Source organism: Niallia oryzisoli (assembly GCF_036670025.1).
Taxonomy (GTDB): Bacteria; Bacillota; Bacilli; order Bacillales; family Cytobacillaceae; genus Bacillus_BD; species Bacillus_BD oryzisoli.
The window spans coordinates 301,004-318,008 of sequence record NZ_CP137640.1; the positions used below are offsets into that span (position 1 = coordinate 301,004).

Here is a 17,005-nt window from a genome sequence, read left to right on the forward strand (position 1 = left end):
GAGTGAGCCATTTTGAAAATTTTTACAGAAAGAGACATTCGCTCTTTTATAAAGTTAAACAAAGAAGTGATTCACATTATTGAAGACGCCTTTAAGCAATTAGTGACAAATAAAGTGGTTATGCCTCCGATTATGCGTATTGATGTGAAAGAAAACAACGGAGAAGTAGATGTGAAGTCAGCGTATATTCCAAATAAAGAATTTTTCGCTTTAAAGGTCTCCTCTGGTTTTTTTCATAATTATAAATTGGGCCTGCCGAGTGCTAATGGATTCATGATGCTTATTAGTACGAAAACGGGCGAGCCTAAAGCCTTTTTACTAGACAATGGTTATTTAACAGAAATCAGAACGGCAGCAGCAGGAGCAATTGCAGCGAAATATCTAGCAAAAGAAGACGTGACTACTGTCGGAGTTATTGGTACGGGAGCACAGGCAAGATATCAAATGAGAGCGCTTAAACTTGTTCGCGATTACAAAGAAATACGAGTATACGGCCGATCGGAACCTAATGTTCGGAAATTTAAAGAGGAGATGGAGGCTGCTTTGAATATCACAGTCATCCCAGCCTCCTCTCCTGAACAAGTTGTAAAGGGCAGTGAAATTGTCGTTACAACCACACCTGCGAAAAGTCCAATGATTAAATCAGAATGGCTTCATCCTGGCCTTCATATTACTGCGATGGGGTCGGATGCTGAAGATAAACAAGAGCTGGAAGGAAATGTTATTGCAAACTCAGATAGATACGTGTGTGATTCCAAGGCACAGTGTATCCGGTTAGGTGAGCTCCATCATGTAGTTAGAGAAGGGAAAATGAATAAAGAGGATAATGTAACTGAGCTTGGCGAAATCATTGCTGGAAAATCTCCAGGAAGAATCAATGATCATGAAGTAACAGTCTGTGATTTAACAGGCACAGGTGTGCAGGATACTGCCATCGCTCTATATTCTTATCAGATGCTTGAAGCCTTCGAAACCATTGGTATGAAGGTTGATAACCATAAACAATTGACAGTGATGTAGGATATTCAGTAAAGGAGGTAATTTCGTTCATGATCGTAACGAATGACCTTATCAAAGAGGTAATGACAATCGAACACCAGCTTGTAGGCTGGAGGAGACATCTTCATCAATACCCGGAATTAAGTTTTCAAGAATTTCAAACGGCTCAATTTGTTGCTGAAACATTGAAGGGGATAGAAGGTGTCTCCATTCAAACCAATATTGCTAACACAGGAATTGTAGCAACTATTTCATCAGGAGAAGGAAAAACAGTGGCGATTCGTGCTGACATGGATGCCTTGCCAATCACGGAAAAAAATGAACATGGCTTTCAATCACAAAATCCAGGTGTTATGCACGCTTGCGGTCATGACGCCCATACAACGATTTTACTTGGTGCAGCAAAAATTCTTGCAAAAAAAGCAAAAGAAGGATTATTTCAAGGAACAGTAAAGCTCATTTTCCAGCCTGCGGAAGAAGCGACAGATCATGAAGGTTTATCAGGGGCACCACGCATGATGCAGGAGGGGATATTGGAAAATGTAGAGTCCATCATTGCTCTTCATATGTGTCCATGGGAGCCTGTAGGAACCATACAGGTGAATGATGGCTATAGTATGGCAAACGTCGATGTTTTCTATGGGAAAATTAAAGCGACAGGCGGGCATGGGGGATATCCGCATTTAGGCACGGATCCCATTTGGATGCTAGGATCCTTCTTGCAAGCATTTTATGGAATTATCTCTAGGAAAATATCTGCACTAGATACAGCCGTTGCGAGCATTGGTCAAGTCAAGACGGGAACTGCCAGCAATATCATTCCTGAAGAAGTATCCATAACAGGTACATTAAGGACCTATTCACCTGAAGTCAGAGATCAGCTGGCGAAAGAGGTGGAGCAAGCATTTAAAGTGGTTGAGCCATTCGGAGGATCCTATACATTCGAAGTGGAACGAGGGGAGCCAGCTTTAAATAATGATCCAAAAGTAAATGAAATGATAAAAAATGCTGCAACAGAATTATACCCAGCGATAAAAATCGTTCAAAAACCATTTGGACTTGGCGGAGAGGATTTTGGATATATGACAAGTCAGATTCCAGGAGCCATGTTCTTTCTTGGATGTGCACTTCCAGATAGAATTTCACGTGACTTGCATACGAATATTTTTGATATTGATGAAGGTTGTCTGCCAATGGGCGTATCCATTCTTACAGAATCTGCTCTTAAACTACTAAAGCAGGATTAATAATCCTTTTATAACTTCTCAGGAAGGTGTGATTGTTTATGAAAACTGAAGTACTTGGTATGAAAATGTTCCTTGCGGGTGAATGGATCAGTAAAGAGGAAACGATTGCAGTATTAAACCCTCAAGACGATTCATTTATTACAAATGTTCCTGCAGCATCAGCAGAAGATATGCTATTTGCCATTGAACAAGCGAAAGAAGGGGCTCGAATTGCTGCTTCGATGCCAGTTCACCAAAGGATCAGCATCTTAAACAAGGCTGCCAATTATATAAATAAAAATAGCGAAAAATATGCTGAAACGATTGCATTGGAAGGCAGTAAAACCATTCGTCAAGCAAGAGCCGAAGTGAAACGCTGTATCCAAACATTGCAAATATCAGCTGAAGAAGCAAGGCGTATACATGGGGAAACGATTCCTTTCGATCAAAGAGAAGGCAGTGAGGATCGCCTTGGCTATTATTATCGTTTTCCAATTGGAATCATTGCCGCCATTACACCTTTTAATGACCCGCTCAACTTAGTTGCACATAAAGTCGGTCCTGCTATAGCCTCAGGAAATGCCATTATCGTTAAGCCAGCAACTGTTACGCCTCTAAGTGCTCTTCTGTTAGCGGAAGCCTTTGAAGCTGCAGGTTTGCCTCCTAAAGTGATCTCCGTTATCACAGGGCATGGAGGGGAAATAGGCGATATATTAATTACGCATCCAGCCATTCGGATGGTTTCTTTTACAGGCGGACTCGAAACGGGAGAAAAAATTGCCCATAAAGCAGGTTTAAAAAAGATTAGTATGGAGCTTGGATCCAATTCTCCTGTCATCATTTTGAAGGACGCCGATCTCCCAGATGCTGTTGAAGCAACCGTTTCAGGAGCGTTCTATGCAGTGGGACAAAATTGTCTAGGAGTCCAGCGGGTATATATTGAACAGGATATTTACGATGAATTCTGCTCAAAGTTCATTGCTCAGGTAAGGCAATATCGAGTGGGCGATAAGATGCTAGAAACAACAGACATGGGTCCATTGATTAATGAAAAGGAAGCGATGAGGGTAGAAAAATGGGTGAATGAAGCCGTTGATAAAGGGGCAACTCTCCTAATTGGAGGCAAGCGTGAAGGTGCCTTTTATTCTCCGACCGTCTTAACAGATGTACCGGCAGATTGCACCATCGCACAACAGGAGATATTTGGCCCAGTTGTTTTACTATATCCTGTTGATGGTTTTTCATCCGCGATTGAAAAATCCAACGATGTGGACTATGGATTGCAGGCTGGAATTTTTACAAGAGACATTGAAAAAGCATTTGAAGCCATCGAAAAAATGAATGTTGGCGGAATTATGATTAATGACAGTAGTGATTATCGGATTGACGGCATGCCATTTGGCGGTGTGAAGGGATCTGGACTGGGAAGAGAAGGTGTGAAGTTTGCTATCCAGGAGATGACAGAGCCAAAGGTCGTTTGTTTTAAGTTGAATTATAAAAAATCGGTGTAATTGTAATGCAGGGACACCTTTCACTAGGCTTAAAAACAGCCACAAAACAGGCAATCTAAAAGCTTAATAGATGAAAAAATACAATTAAAAAATTGATACCTGGAAGGGGAAATTACGATGTTATTAAAAGTAGCTGAAAGCGGACAAAAAAAATACGAGGAATTGGCTGAACTTGATAAGAAGCATTTCTTTCATCCATCCACTTCATTCAGACAACAAAAGACAGAAGGACCAGGATTTATTTTTACAGAAGGAAAAGGAATCTATTTAAAAGATATAAGAGGAAGAGAAGTCATTGATAGTTTATCCTCTTTGTGGAATGTAAATATCGGCCATGGAAGAGAAGAACTGGCCATTGCAGCGATGGAGCAAATGAAAAAACTAGCTTACAGCTCAACATTCGCAACGAACAGCCATGAACCAGTTATTCGATTAGCGGCAAAAATTGCTGAAATGGCACCTGGGGATTTGAACTATACGTTCTTCACATGTGGCGGTTCAGAATCAAATGATACTGCATTTAAAACAGCACGTTACTACTGGAAGATGAAAGGCTATGAAAATAAAACAAAAATCATTTCTCGCGGCAAATCTTATCATGGTGTATCCATTGGTGCTTCACCTGCTACAGGATTGTTCCCATTCAGAGATTTCCCAGGATTATCTCAAGACCACCTATATGTAGATTCATCCATTGAGGCACTGAAGGAAATGATTGAGCGTGAAGGTGCAGAAACCATTGCAGCCATCATTTCTGAACCGGTTCAAGGTTCTGGCGGCGTGAACTTACCACCATCACAAAACTTCTTTAAAGAACTTCGTGAGATCTGTGATCAAAACGATATCTTGTTCATTGCTGATGAAGTAATCAATGGTTTCTACAGAACGGGTAAAAACTTTGGAATCGACAACTTTGATGTTGTACCTGATATGATGGCCATTGCGAAGGGTATTACTAGCGGTTATGCTCCGCTTGGAGGGGTAGTATTCACGGATAGACTTAAAGAAGAGTTAACGGAACTGACAGAAGGTAACTTCTACCACGGATATACGTACAGCGGTCATAATACGGCCTGCGCAGTAGCTCTTAAAAACTTAGAAATTATTGAACAGGAAAAATTAAATGAAAATGTAAATCAAATGGGTGCAGAATTGTTTAAAGGATTCAAATATTTAGAGCAAGCTCACGAAGAAATTGGAAATATTCGTCAGATTGGTTTGCTTGGTGCTATTGAAATTTTTAAAGATAGAGAAACAAAAACAACATTCGAAGAATCGGTTGCACCTAAGGTAGTAGAGGAAGCCCTTAAACATGATATGATCGGCCGGGCAATTGTTTATGAGGGTCAAGATACCATTGCATTTGCACCGCCATTCTGTATCACAAAGGATGAAGTAGAAAAAATCATTTCGATTATTGATACTTCCTTAATAGCAGTTAAAAAAACACTATAATAGATAAATAATTTAATGACCTTTATATGGGAATCTATCTCAAAAAGTCGTAATTATCAAAAAATAAATTCGATACTGCCTCTAACCAACTAAGGCAAGATAGATAATTTGAAGTTTGTCCAAGTTCATTTGCAATGAAATCACTCTGCTAACGGTATGAAAAAATCGGTTTTCAGTTACCGATGGGATGTTCAAGTAAAGCCTTTTCCAATACCGATATATCACATGATGTAAAGGCAGGGTGATTGATCAATAAGGTGGGTAGCATTGTGGTAAATACGATTGAAAAACAAGAGGTACGAATTGAGAAGGACTTTTTAGGATCAAAGGAAGTTCCTAAGCAAGCATATTACGGGATACAAACACTACGTGCCATTGAAAACTTCCCAATAACAGGATATAAGGTTCATGAAGAACTTATTAAAGCTTTAGCTATAGTTAAAAAAGCTGCGGCACTTGCTAATATGGATGTGAAGCGTTTATATGAAGGGCTAGGAAATGCCATTGTCCAAGCTGCAGATGAGATTATTGAAGGAAAAAGAAATGATGAATTCCTTGTCGATCCGATCCAAGGTGGAGCCGGTACATCAATGAACATGAATATAAATGAAATGATTGCTAACCGTGCGCTTGAGTTGCTTGGGCATGAAAAAGGGTCATATATGCATCTAAGTCCAAACAGTCATGTCAATATGTCCCAATCAACCAATGATGTATTCCCAACTGCTATTCATATAGCAACGCTCCATTTATTAGAGAAATTATTAAAAACGATGAGCAGTATGCAAGCTTTGTTTCAGGAAAAAGCCCAAAAATTTGACCATATCATAAAAATGGGACGGACCCATTTACAAGATGCTGTTCCAATCAGACTTGGTCAAGAGTTTGAAGCCTATCGTCGTGTGTTAGAGCGTGACATAAAACGTATTAAGCAATCACGTGAACATTTATATCGGATAAATATCGGAGCAACAGCTGTAGGAACAGGATTAAATGCAGATCCTCGTTATATTGAAAAGGTTGTGAGTTACCTAGCACGTATAAGTCAGCTTCCATTACAAAGTTCTGATCACCTGGTTGATGCTACCCAAAATACTGATGCTTATACTGAAGTTTCTGCTAGCTTAAAAGTTTGTATGATTAATATGTCGAAGATAGCTAATGATATCCGATTAATGGCTTCTGGTCCTCGTGCAGGATTAGCTGAACTTATCTTACCGGCTCGTCAACCCGGCTCATCTATTATGCCTGGGAAGGTCAACCCAGTAATGCCTGAAATGATTAATCAAGTAGCCTTTCAAGTCATAGGTAATGATCATACAATTTGTCTAGCTTCAGAAGCAGGTCAGCTTGAACTAAATGTTATGGAGCCTGTTCTCGTATTTAATTTGCTTCAGTCGATCAGCATTATGAATAATGCATTCCATGTTTTTTCAGAGCATTGTTTAAGGAGCATTGAAGCAAATGAAGAACGTTTAAAAGAGTACGTAGAACAAAGTGTAGGGATTATTACAGCCGTAAATCCACATATCGGATATGAAGTAGCGGCACGTATTGCTAGAGAAGCTATCTTAAATGGAAAACCAGTACGGGAGCTATGTTTGCAATATGATGTATTAACGGAAGAGGAACTTGAATTAATTTTAAATCCATACGAGATGACAAAACCCGGAATTTCGGGTGCGGCTCTATTAGATACAGATTGAATAAACGATTTGGGCAAGGCTTTAAACTATAGATGGGGTTGGTGTGTATGGTAACACAGGTACTACAGAAAATGCAGACAATTGTTCGTTATCAGAATCATACCGGTAAAATATATTACGGAATGGTTGAGGATGATGAAATTTTACAATTGTCCAGTGATTTTTCTGAAATTGTAAACAATGAATTAACATTTGATGGTGTAAGACTTAAATCTAGTGATGTGAAAATTTTGGAGCCTGTATCGCCCTCAAAAGTGATTAATTTCGGCTGGACCTATGCTGAACATGCACAGGAGACTGGGGGAAAGGCTAATCTCAAGGAACCATTTCTGTTTTTAAAGCCGACATCTTCCTTGATCCCAAATGAGGGGGAGATCATTCTTCCTTCCAATGAATTAACCAAACAGGTGGAAATGGAGGGGGAATTGGCACTCGTTATTGGGAAACGCGGAAAAAATATAAGTGAAGAAGAGGCAATGGATTATGTTCTTGGCTATACCATTTTTAATGATGTAACTGCAAGAGATCTTACAAAAACGGATCCTCAGTTCACACGCGGCAAAGGTTTCGACACTTTTGGTCCATTGGGCCCGTGGATTGTAAAAGGTATCGATCCAACAAATTTACAAATCGTCACAACTTTAAATGGAAAAGTGGTTCAGAAAGGAAATACGAATCAGATGTCACTCTCCATTCCTTTTCTTATCAGTTGGATTTCACAAGTTATGACTTTGGAACCAGGTGATGTGTTGGCTACAGGTTCGCCTTCTGGCAGTTGTCCAATGAAGTCAGGCGACGTCGTATCTGTGGAAGTAGAGAATATCGGTAAGCTATCTAATTATGTAATCTAGTATTATCATTTTTGGCTTACATCAAGATGAAGACTTGGCTGCGTCTCACTTAAAGGAGTTTTGTTTTTTAACAGTGTATAAATCTAATATAAAAAATCGAATGGAAGAAGGAGTTTTTAATATGATTATTGGGGTACCGAAAGAGATTAAAAATAATGAAAATCGTGTAGCTATTACTCCGGCTGGAGTGACAACATTTAAAAATAATGGACATGATGTATGGGTGGAAACAGGTGCTGGTTTAGGGAGCGGATTTGCAGACAACGATTATATCGAAGCAGGTGCCAAAATTGTATCTTCAGCACAAGAAGCATGGTCTGCTGAAATGGTGATCAAGGTAAAAGAACCACTTCCTACAGAGTACGATTATTTCCGAGAAGGCTTAATTCTTTATACTTATCTCCACCTTGCTCCAGAACCTGAGTTAACCAAGGCATTAATAGATAAAAAGGTCAATGCCATTGCTTATGAAACGATCCAATTAGAGAACGGCTCTCTCCCCCTGCTGACTCCGATGAGTGAAGTAGCGGGCAGAATGTCCATTCAAATCGGGGCACAATTCTTAGAAAAATCCAAAGGTGGAAAGGGAGTTCTTCTAGGTGGCGTACCTGGCGTTTCACCAGGAGAAGTAGTTATTGTAGGAGGAGGTATTGTTGGAACGAATGCTGCTAAAATGGCCCTCGGTTTGGGTGCAAGGGTAACTTTACTGGATATTAATGCTGATCGTCTTCGTCAACTGGATGACCAATTTCAAGGGCGCGTAAAGACTTTGATGTCCAATAGTCATAATATTGCAGAGGCTGTAAAAACTGCAGATCTACTGGTTGGCGCGGTCCTCATTCCAGGTGCACGTGCTCCTCGATTAGTTACGGAAGAAATGGTAAAAAACATGAGTCTAGGTTCAGTAATCGTTGATGTCGCTGTTGATCAGGGCGGATCAATTGAAACGATTGATCGAATTACAACACATAATGAACCCACGTATGAAAAGCATGGTGTTCTCCACTACGCTGTAGCAAATATGCCTGGAGCGGTGGCACGCACATCGACTCTCGCATTAACAAATGTGACGATTCCTTATGGTGTGCAGATAGCAAATAAAGGATATAAACAAGCTGCATTAGATAATAAAGCTTTGGCTAAAGGTATTAATATAGCAGATGGCAAAGTGACATATAAAGCCGTAGCTGAAGCACATGGTTATAACTATATCCCAATTGAAACGGTATTGCATGATCAAATAGTTTCTGTCTAAACTAGGAAACATGATATAACTCAGTTGCTCTATTTTAATCCCTAGTTTGACAAGGCAATAAATATTGTCAAACTGGGGATTTTTATATATCTAATTCTAATCATCTATTTTCTATGTCCTCACATATTTTAATTATAAATGGATAAGGATAATATAGTTGTTTAAAAAACAATAAAGTCAATTCAATACAAATAAAGATGTTAAAAATGAAAAAATATTTGCTTTATATATCAACATTTAACGTTAATCAGGATTAGGGGAATTTGTATGATATTCATAGGAGTAGATGAATTAGAACACAAGATCAACCAGCACGAATAAATGCTGATTCAAATTTGATATAGTATACGTAACAATAACAAATCAGTAATTACCTTCGAAGAAGGAGGCCGACATCCATCGAAGACTTGGTGTCAGGTACCAAGAATACTGAAAATGAACATTATTATATTAATTTAAAAAAAGTTCCCTTTGTTTAGGTTATTTTTCAAAAGGAATGAATAGAGATCAACCGCTTTCCAATGATGAAGAACAAATGCGTGCATTTTGGAGAATATAGGATGAAGTAATGTCCGAGTACGGTGAAGAGCTACAAGGTGTTTTGAAATGGGGAAAGTGCTAGTGACGGATATTCAGAGGGATCATAGCTCTTTATATATAAAGCAGCATATCCTGCAAACAATAACAAAATCCCATGTTGGATATTCAAGATTTAACATCTGCTGACGAAGATTCTGAAAAATTATGTGGCTGACAGAAGAAGAGTTTAAAGAATTGCTCAATATAATAAGGAAAGAACCCGTCAAAAGTAAAGGATTAGACCCGGAAGAAAAGTATTGCCGAGATCGAGCGATTATTTACTTGTTTATATATGCCGGGCTGAGTGTTGATGATCTATCAAACTTAAAATTAACCGATATTGATTTAGACATGAAACGGATAAGAATCGTAGGAAAAGGGTTGAAGGTTAGATCAGACCCGACTTCGAATTTATTGTGGGCTGAAATCAAGATTGGTTGATTTTCCCTGCAGAAATAGCTCAAAAAAAAGAAGCCGCATGCAGAGGCATCTCCCTATGTTTTTTTAAAGTCAGAGGTCTTCAAGGTTTACGGTTCGTGGGATTCATACCATGATTGAAGACTATAGTCAGCCTGATAAAAAATTAAATCCTCATATGTTCATCCATATATTTTATAAGTGGATGTTAAAAGTAACGAATAATAAAGTTGAAAAGGATAGAAGGTTAGCTGGTTATTAGATGTTAAAATAAATTCAAGAACATGGTTGTAATGAAAGTTTTCTATTTGTTTCTTGATACGCCAAAATATATAAATCTAGTTCCTGACTTGCTATTATTGTAATCTTGTGATCAAAGCCGTATGTCAGTCCCGTGTTAACTAACCTCTTTCTTAAATATTCAATATGAGATAATAATAGCTCATTAGCGGTTAATAGTGGAGATTGAGAAGATTTCAATATACACACCCCTCTTTATAAATAAATTGTTTATGGATTTTGGTAGAAGGGTTTGATCTATTCAACCCAGGTTCGCAAAATAGGAAAATCAAAACTATTGATAAAAAGGGGTGACACCTTCACGATAATCCAAAGATGTCACTCTTTTTAATGTGTCTTGGCGGGACGAAACGGTATCTTCTTGTTTAAAAATACTCACATATAAGAGAGGTGTTCGTTCTCTTAAAGGCTATCAGAGCATTCCAACTACCTGATGATTGTCCATCTGCTAAGTAGATTGGTGCCCATTCTTGATTGATAATGCCGAACAGCATAGCTAGGTGGCGGCCTCCTGATTCTACTTTGGCCATATTTGCATATTGTGGAAGCATATTATAGGCCTTTTCATAATCTTTTTTCATTACATGATTCAAGAATTCCTTATCAAGTGCATGTTCAGATAAAGATGGTTTGTTATGCCTACCGCGAACTAAATGATGTGACAGTGCCCCGCTTGAGATAAAAATGACCCTTTTATTAGATTCATGTAATACTTTGGCAATGACTTTCCCCCATTGATACGTTTCTTCTAGGTTTGCAGCTAATGTTACAGATAAATTAATTACCGGGATATCTTCATTTGGTACAAGATAGCGAAGTGGAACCACTGTTCCATAATCCCAGACAAAATATTTGTCATGAACTTCTTTTACCGTAATACCTGCGTCAACACCTGCTTTCACAAGTTGAAGCCCTAATTCTTCATCACCTGGATAATGGTATGGAACATCTTTAATCAATTCCGGTGCTTCTATAGCAGTAAGTAGCCCTTTATGAACTGGATAACAGTCTACATAGTGGGCAAAAGTCGACGGCCAGTGACAGGAAACTAATACGACAGCGTCCGGTTTAATATTAGCAATATCCTTTGCTACTTCTTTCATCCCGTCGACCATATTTTGTTGAAAATCAGGTGCTTGATCCTCGTGGCAAATACTTGGAACATGTGGTGCAAGAATGCTTAATTCGATAGTCATTAATAATTCCTCCTCTTAATCTTTATCTCATGGTTCTATTATTCTCTCTTCGGAAAACGTTCAATCTGTTACTTTGCGACATAATCCAGTAAAGTGTGAGCCCCTTTCTCACTGACTTCTTTTGGAGGCCATACACATAAGTCAAATGGATAATCTGATCCTGCTACAACTCTGTCCTCTCCAACTGTTTTCACAAGAAGGTCAATACTATCTTGATTCCAAAGAACCGTATCATACCAAAAACGCTTTAAATACTCAGAAGGCGAGGCTTGTAAATTAGAAGAAACAAGATTCCATTGTTGATATCCTTTAGCTAATCGGCCAATTTGGTATGGAAGGAATCCTCCACCATGGGCAAATAGAATTTTGATATTAGGATATTTATCAATAATGCCACTTAATAATAAATCAGTCGCGCAGACTGTTGTTTCCCATGGAACACCGATTAGGTTAGGCATCATCCTATTCTTTAACCGAGGATCTTCGCTTAACAATGGATGAATAAAAAGGATTGCTTTTAGCCTGTTTGCTTCTTCAAAAAATGGCTGAAAAAATGGATCCGAAAGCATCTGTTGACCTAATCCTGGTCCAATAATTGCCCCTTTTAATCCAATACTAATAGCTTCATTTAGTATCTCAGCAGCCTTGACTGGATTAATTAATGGTACTGTTCCAAGAGCAGATATTTTCTCAGGAATCTCTTTCTTTAAATCAGCCAGTGCCTTGTTATAGACTCTTGAAATTTCTGTAGTAATCTCCAATGGGAAATCATACAAAAAAAGTTGTGGGATTGGAGAAATCATTGAATGTGTTACTCCGACTTTTTCTTGCTGAGTTATAAATACTTCAAAATCAATAAAAGACTTTTTTAATTCAAATCCCCATTTGTTATTAATAACAAGAAAGGGCTCTATATTTTCCTCTTTATTGACCCATCTGGCATTTACAGCCTTTTGATTTTCTTTTATCCAATTAATAACGTCTACAGGGATGAAGTGGGTATGGAAATCATGCATATTTCTGCTCCTTATATTTAGTATTAAAGATCATTTCATCGTTGTATGTTTTCTCCATTTCACTCCTCTTTTTTCTCAAGTAGAATAGGTATTCAAAATTTTGAATACCAAAATTAATTATCCTAATACAATCATTAATGTTACTAATTATCCATGTTTATCCTATATGAACATATTTATCATAAAAGGCGAATCTTCATATTAACAAATTAAATAACTGTATAAATATGTGATAACAGGATTCGATGAAAACCCGAAAATAATAAAGAGTCTGTCAAAAGGGTGAACGAATCTCTTTTTGACAGACTCGATGAGAAGAAAATGTAGTTAAGTTTATTCGTTAATATAACTTTATCTATTATTCAGCTCATAGATGGTAGAAGGAATATTGAATTTCCGTCCTGCAAAGGGTAATGCTGGCAAGAGATAAGTATTCTTTTCTTACCAAACTTGCATGACTTGAGCCCTTTCAGCTGCCTCCCAAACAGGTAAAACAGTGAACCCATCTTGTTGCGCTAGTTCCCATTGTTCATCTCCAAGACGTAGACCAATAAGAACTTCAATCCCATGATTCCTTAGAAACTTCGCCCGCTGCTGTCCTCCGTTATTTTCATAACCCAGAATGGCAACCGTTTTACTTCTATAACATTTTACAATTAATTGTTCGTATTCTTGATCCGTCATTATTTTCCACCTTTCTAAAAAGAAGTAGACCTAAAGTAGTTCTACTATTCGTAATTTTAATATTATTATATCGATAGTATATTTATAAGCCAAATTGATTCTATTAATAAACCCTATTAAAGAAATAAATAGGCTAACAATCCTTTATAAGTCTATTAGTTTTTTCTATACCGCCGATAAAAAGAATCAATTTGATAATATCAGAATTTTATATAAAAATAGAATCATAAATCAATTCAAACCCACAACAGGAGGAATGAAACATGTTAACAGTAGAAAATAATCAATTATTAACACAAACAGGACCTGGTACAAAAATGGGCGATGTTCTTAGACAATATTGGATTCCGGCACTTATGGCGGAGGAGCTTCCGCATCCGGATTGTCCACCGGTACGAGTCAAGCTTTTAGGGGAAGAATTAATTGCTTTCCGTGATACAGATGGAAATCTTGGATTACTTGATGAATATTGTCCACATCGCAAGGTATCTCTTTTTTATGGAAGAAATGAGAATTGCGGACTGAGATGCGCATACCATGGTTGGCAATTTGACACGGAAGGAAACTGTGTGGATGTCCCTTCTGAACCAGATTCGAATTTTAAAAATAAAGTAAAGATTAAATCCTATCCTTGCGAAGAACGCGGCGGTGTGATTTGGACTTACATGGGACCGCCTGAATTAAAGCCGGAATTACCAGAACAGGAATGGATGCTTGTTTCGGATAGTCAGCGATATATTTCAAAAAAAGTTCAACAATGTAATTATTTTCAGGGATTAGAGGGCGGAATTGATTCAAGTCACGTTTCAATCCTTCACTCAGGTTCAGTTGGAGGCATTGGGGTTTCTGGAAAGAGTCAGAGTGCTTCTTTGTTAGGGAAAGATACGGCACCGCGTTTTGAAGTAGTCGATACTGATTACGGTTTATTAATCGGTGCAAGACGCGAAGCAGATGAGGAAAACTTCTATTGGAGAATTACACAGTTTCTAATGCCTTTTTATACGATGATCCCGCCATTTGGAGGAGCTCCAAGAGGAGGACATGCATGGGTGCCTATTGATGATGATAACTGTTGGGTTTGGACTTGGAGCTGGACACCGGATCGCGACCTTACAGAAGAAGAAGTTACACAAATGGCGTCAGGGGCGGGCATTCATCCGTTATTAATTCCTGGTACATTTATTACACAAGCCAATCCTAGCAATAATTTCCAAATTGATCGTGACATGCAGAGAAGAGGCGAATCATTCGCTGGTATCTTTGGAATCGGAATGGAAGATCACGCCGTTCAAACGAGTGCAGGGCCGATTGTGGATCGTTCAACAGAAAAGTTGGGAACAAGTGACACGGCTATTATAAAGGCAAGACAATGTTTATTAAAAGCAGTAAAATTGCTGGAAAACGGAGAAGACTTGCCAGCTCTTGAGCCTAGCTCACATCATGTTCGTTCCGCTTCTGTTTTACTTCCAAAGGGAGTGCCATTCCAAGAAGGAGCAAAGGAAGCTTTACAATTAAGTGAACATGATTATGAGGCAGTTTAATCAAGAAAAAAATACTAAAAATTCATAATATTAAAATTAATGTTCCGAGTTAATACACTCAACGGGTCGGAGGATATTCTTCGATTCGTTGAGTATTATTTTTACCCACAAAAAAATAAAGAGGTGGAATTATATGTCTAGAGCAGCATTAGCAGCAGTTGCAACGGAAACAAAGAATACGGAAATTAGAAAGGTTTCTCTACCAGAGGTCGAAAGTGATACAGGGATATTGAAAATTGAAATTGTGGGTGTTTGCGGAACCGATGTCGCTTATTATGAAAATTTAAAAGCACCAATGATTTTAGGTCACCATGTCGTCGGATATATTGATGAAGTGGGTGAATTGGCTTCAAAGCGATGGGGAGTGAAGCAGGGGGATCGCGTAGTTATGGAAGAGTATATTCCATGCGGTCAATGTGAAATGTGTCGAACAGGTTACTATCGCCTGTGTTCCAATACGAATCCCAGAGAAAATGGAATTCGTTATGGAGCCACTCCGATTGCTGTTGAGCCTTCTCTGTATGGCGGCTTTAGTCAATACCTGTATTTACATCCAAATGCCGTCTTACACAAAATTCCTTCCCATGTTCCGGCTATAGAGGCTGCCTTAGCTTTGCCTTTGTCTAATGGATTTGAATGGATGCGAATTGTGGGCGGAGTAGGTCCCGGTTCTGTAGTGGTCATACAAGGCCCTGGTCAACAAGGGCTTGCATGTGCTTTAGCTGCGAAAGCATCCGGAGCAGAAACGGTTATTATGACAGGAAGAAACAGCAGTTCGGAACGGTTAAAACTTGCCCTTGAATTAGGTGCAGATTGTACAGTGAATGTAAGCTCCGAGAATTTGGTTGACAGGGTATCAGAAATTACAAATGGAAAAATGGCCGATCTTGTAATTGATGTAACGAGCGGGGGGACAGATCCGGTTGTCTCTTCTCTAGAGGCTGCCAAAACAGGTGGAACTGTATTATTGGGAGCAGCAAAATACAAGCATTTTAATGACTTTGATCTTGATATTATTTACAATAAGACATTAACGGTTAAGGGAGTTCGCGGACATAGTTATAAATCTGTCCAAATGGCAGTCGATTTCATTGCATCTGGGAAGTTCCCTCTCGCAAAGATGAACTCCCATAACTTTAAATTAAGCGACACGGATCTGGCACTTAGAACGGCTGCCGGAGAAACCGACCCTTCCCGATTATTAGTAACCGTTTCTCCGTGGCTCTAAATCGTTACATCCATAAAAATAGCCCCTGTTACAGAGGGGCTTTTTACTGTCTGAAGGTAAAGTGTACGTTTGAAATAGTATTATCAATTATCATATCCCGACAGAAGACTCTGGTTATTTACTTAGATTTTGCCCCTGATAGTTTGCTCAGAATGGACTCCTTTCTTCCACTAATCTTCTTATTTAGTGCATAAAGAGATTGCCCTTTTTCAGCAATCACCTTTCTTAGCTCAATAGCTACTTACAGTGGGTGATATTACTTGTTAATATACTGGGGTCCCAATTTTTTCAATCTCTGAATTAGACTTTTACTTCTACATTTTCCATTTTTACTGTCATTTCAACAAATCTTCCAGCCAAAGTAGGACTATATTTTTCTGGAGAATGATAAATGTAAGTGCTAGTGCTAGACTAAAGTGAACAGTTTACGATCAATAATATTGAACACTTATTTACTAAAATAATTCCTCACCTTATGATAGCTTTTTAAGCTTCTATGGTAAGGCGTGTTTTTTGCAAGCAGAAAGTGCAGAAAAATGCAGCGAAATTTACATAGGCTTGCAATTTAGTATTTTCCATTAAACTCCACCCGGTTCTACTACGGAAGAAAGGGCATTTTTCAACCGGTAACTTTCCCCTGCGAAGGCTAAGACATGCGCATGGTGAACCAATCTGTCCAAAAGGGCAGAAGTTAGACGATTATCCCCAAAAACCCGATTTCATTGACCAAATTCCAAATTGGAAGTTACAATCACACTCTTTTGCTCATAACAGTCCGTAATTATGTGAAATAATAATTCCGATCCTTGCTTTTGAAAAGGGACGTACCCCAATTCATCGAGTATAAGCAAGTTGCACTTCTCAATCTGCCGTTTTAATCTATGTAAAGTGCCTTGTTTCATCGCTTCTTCTAATTGTCCAACTAAATCAGCCACTCTGAAAAAACGGACTTTATACCCCATTTCACAAGCCTTCACGCCTAAAGCCGTTCCTAGGTGAGTTTTTCCTTTATGGAAAGCTTACCATAATGGTAAAACACAC

Annotated in this window: 13 protein-coding genes and 2 pseudogenes; 10 read left to right on the forward strand and 5 right to left on the reverse strand. The window is 38.6% G+C overall.

The features are described from left to right. Positions 1-12 precede the first annotated feature (12 nt). From R4Z09_RS01525 to R4Z09_RS01560, 8 genes and pseudogenes are all read left to right on the forward strand, one after another. On the forward strand, positions 13-1,020 hold the full coding sequence (locus R4Z09_RS01525; RefSeq protein ID WP_338450662.1) for a cyclodeaminase: 1,008 nt from the start codon (positions 13-15) through the stop codon (positions 1,018-1,020). A gap of 29 nt (positions 1,021-1,049) precedes the next feature. Then, positions 1,050-2,246 carry an amidohydrolase gene (locus tag R4Z09_RS01530; protein WP_338450663.1) on the forward strand — a complete coding sequence of 399 codons (1,197 nt, stop codon included), beginning with the start codon at positions 1,050-1,052 and terminating at the stop codon, positions 2,244-2,246. Between the two features lie 38 nt (positions 2,247-2,284). Beyond that, positions 2,285-3,736 (forward strand): aldehyde dehydrogenase family protein, encoded by a 1,452-nt coding sequence (locus tag R4Z09_RS01535; RefSeq protein WP_338450664.1) that lies wholly within the window; start codon positions 2,285-2,287, stop codon positions 3,734-3,736. A gap of 117 nt (positions 3,737-3,853) precedes the next feature. Further along, entirely contained in the window at positions 3,854-5,191 is a 1,338-nt protein-coding gene (locus R4Z09_RS01540) for an aspartate aminotransferase family protein (RefSeq protein ID WP_338450665.1), read from the forward strand. A gap of 281 nt (positions 5,192-5,472) precedes the next feature. Next, positions 5,473-6,897 carry an aspartate ammonia-lyase gene (aspA, locus tag R4Z09_RS01545; RefSeq protein WP_422392279.1) on the forward strand — a complete coding sequence of 475 codons (1,425 nt, stop codon included), beginning with the start codon at positions 5,473-5,475 and terminating at the stop codon, positions 6,895-6,897. 47 nt (positions 6,898-6,944) lie between these two features. Further along, complete coding sequence (locus R4Z09_RS01550) at positions 6,945-7,748, forward strand: fumarylacetoacetate hydrolase family protein (RefSeq protein WP_338450667.1); 804 nt, start codon at positions 6,945-6,947, stop codon at positions 7,746-7,748. A 121-nt stretch (positions 7,749-7,869) separates the two neighbouring features. After that, positions 7,870-9,003 carry an alanine dehydrogenase gene (ald, locus tag R4Z09_RS01555; RefSeq protein ID WP_338450668.1) on the forward strand — a complete coding sequence of 378 codons (1,134 nt, stop codon included), beginning with the start codon at positions 7,870-7,872 and terminating at the stop codon, positions 9,001-9,003. A 685-nt stretch (positions 9,004-9,688) separates the two neighbouring features. After that, positions 9,689-10,261: pseudogene (locus R4Z09_RS01560) on the forward strand (tyrosine-type recombinase/integrase); the annotation flags it as partial. A gap of 14 nt (positions 10,262-10,275) precedes the next feature. On the opposite strand, the gene R4Z09_RS30965 reads toward R4Z09_RS01560, so the two are convergent. From R4Z09_RS30965 to R4Z09_RS01575, 4 genes are all read right to left on the reverse strand, one after another. Next, positions 10,276-10,488 (reverse strand): Spo0E family sporulation regulatory protein-aspartic acid phosphatase, encoded by a 213-nt coding sequence (locus R4Z09_RS30965; RefSeq protein ID WP_422392240.1) that lies wholly within the window; start codon positions 10,486-10,488, stop codon positions 10,276-10,278. Positions 10,489-10,664: 176 nt separating this feature from the next. Continuing rightward, complete coding sequence (locus R4Z09_RS01565; protein WP_338450669.1) at positions 10,665-11,495, reverse strand: extradiol ring-cleavage dioxygenase; 831 nt, start codon at positions 11,493-11,495, stop codon at positions 10,665-10,667. Between the two features lie 68 nt (positions 11,496-11,563). Further along, positions 11,564-12,511 (reverse strand): amidohydrolase family protein, encoded by a 948-nt coding sequence (locus R4Z09_RS01570; protein ID WP_338450670.1) that lies wholly within the window; start codon positions 12,509-12,511, stop codon positions 11,564-11,566. A gap of 441 nt (positions 12,512-12,952) precedes the next feature. Continuing rightward, positions 12,953-13,195 carry a hypothetical protein gene (locus R4Z09_RS01575; protein WP_338450671.1) on the reverse strand — a complete coding sequence of 81 codons (243 nt, stop codon included), beginning with the start codon at positions 13,193-13,195 and terminating at the stop codon, positions 12,953-12,955. A 263-nt stretch (positions 13,196-13,458) separates the two neighbouring features. Here R4Z09_RS01575 and R4Z09_RS01580 point away from each other — a divergent pair, with 263 nt between their 5' ends. Both R4Z09_RS01580 and R4Z09_RS01585 read left to right on the forward strand, forming a co-directional pair. After that, on the forward strand, positions 13,459-14,736 hold the full coding sequence (locus R4Z09_RS01580) for a Rieske 2Fe-2S domain-containing protein (RefSeq protein ID WP_338450672.1): 1,278 nt from the start codon (positions 13,459-13,461) through the stop codon (positions 14,734-14,736). Between the two features lie 133 nt (positions 14,737-14,869). After that, a complete protein-coding gene (locus tag R4Z09_RS01585) occupies positions 14,870-15,964 on the forward strand; it encodes a zinc-dependent alcohol dehydrogenase (protein WP_338450673.1) in 1,095 nt (364 codons plus the stop codon). Between the two features lie 578 nt (positions 15,965-16,542). Here the strand turns inward: R4Z09_RS01585 and R4Z09_RS01590 are convergent. Continuing rightward, a pseudogene (locus R4Z09_RS01590) lies at positions 16,543-16,971 on the reverse strand (ATP-binding protein); the annotation flags it as partial. Between the last annotated feature and the right edge of the window lie 34 nt (positions 16,972-17,005).

What these genes read in the sequence shown, in the direction of transcription:
- R4Z09_RS01530 (WP_338450663.1), top strand. Translation starts at nt 1,050, where the DNA reads ATGATCGTAACGAATGACCTTATCAAAGAGGTAATGACAATCGAACAC.
- R4Z09_RS01535 (WP_338450664.1), top strand. Translation starts at nt 2,285, where the DNA reads ATGAAAACTGAAGTACTTGGTATGAAAATGTTCCTTGCGGGTGAATGG.
- R4Z09_RS01540 (WP_338450665.1), top strand. Translation starts at nt 3,854, where the DNA reads ATGTTATTAAAAGTAGCTGAAAGCGGACAAAAAAAATACGAGGAATTG.
- R4Z09_RS01550 (WP_338450667.1), top strand. Translation starts at nt 6,945, where the DNA reads ATGGTAACACAGGTACTACAGAAAATGCAGACAATTGTTCGTTATCAG.
- ald (WP_338450668.1), top strand. Translation starts at nt 7,870, where the DNA reads ATGATTATTGGGGTACCGAAAGAGATTAAAAATAATGAAAATCGTGTA.
- R4Z09_RS01565 (WP_338450669.1), bottom strand. Translation starts at nt 11,495, where the DNA reads ATGACTATCGAATTAAGCATTCTTGCACCACATGTTCCAAGTATTTGC.
- R4Z09_RS01570 (WP_338450670.1), bottom strand. Translation starts at nt 12,511, where the DNA reads ATGCATGATTTCCATACCCACTTCATCCCTGTAGACGTTATTAATTGG.
- R4Z09_RS01575 (WP_338450671.1), bottom strand. Translation starts at nt 13,195, where the DNA reads ATGACGGATCAAGAATACGAACAATTAATTGTAAAATGTTATAGAAGT.
- R4Z09_RS01580 (WP_338450672.1), top strand. Translation starts at nt 13,459, where the DNA reads ATGTTAACAGTAGAAAATAATCAATTATTAACACAAACAGGACCTGGT.
- R4Z09_RS01585 (WP_338450673.1), top strand. Translation starts at nt 14,870, where the DNA reads ATGTCTAGAGCAGCATTAGCAGCAGTTGCAACGGAAACAAAGAATACG.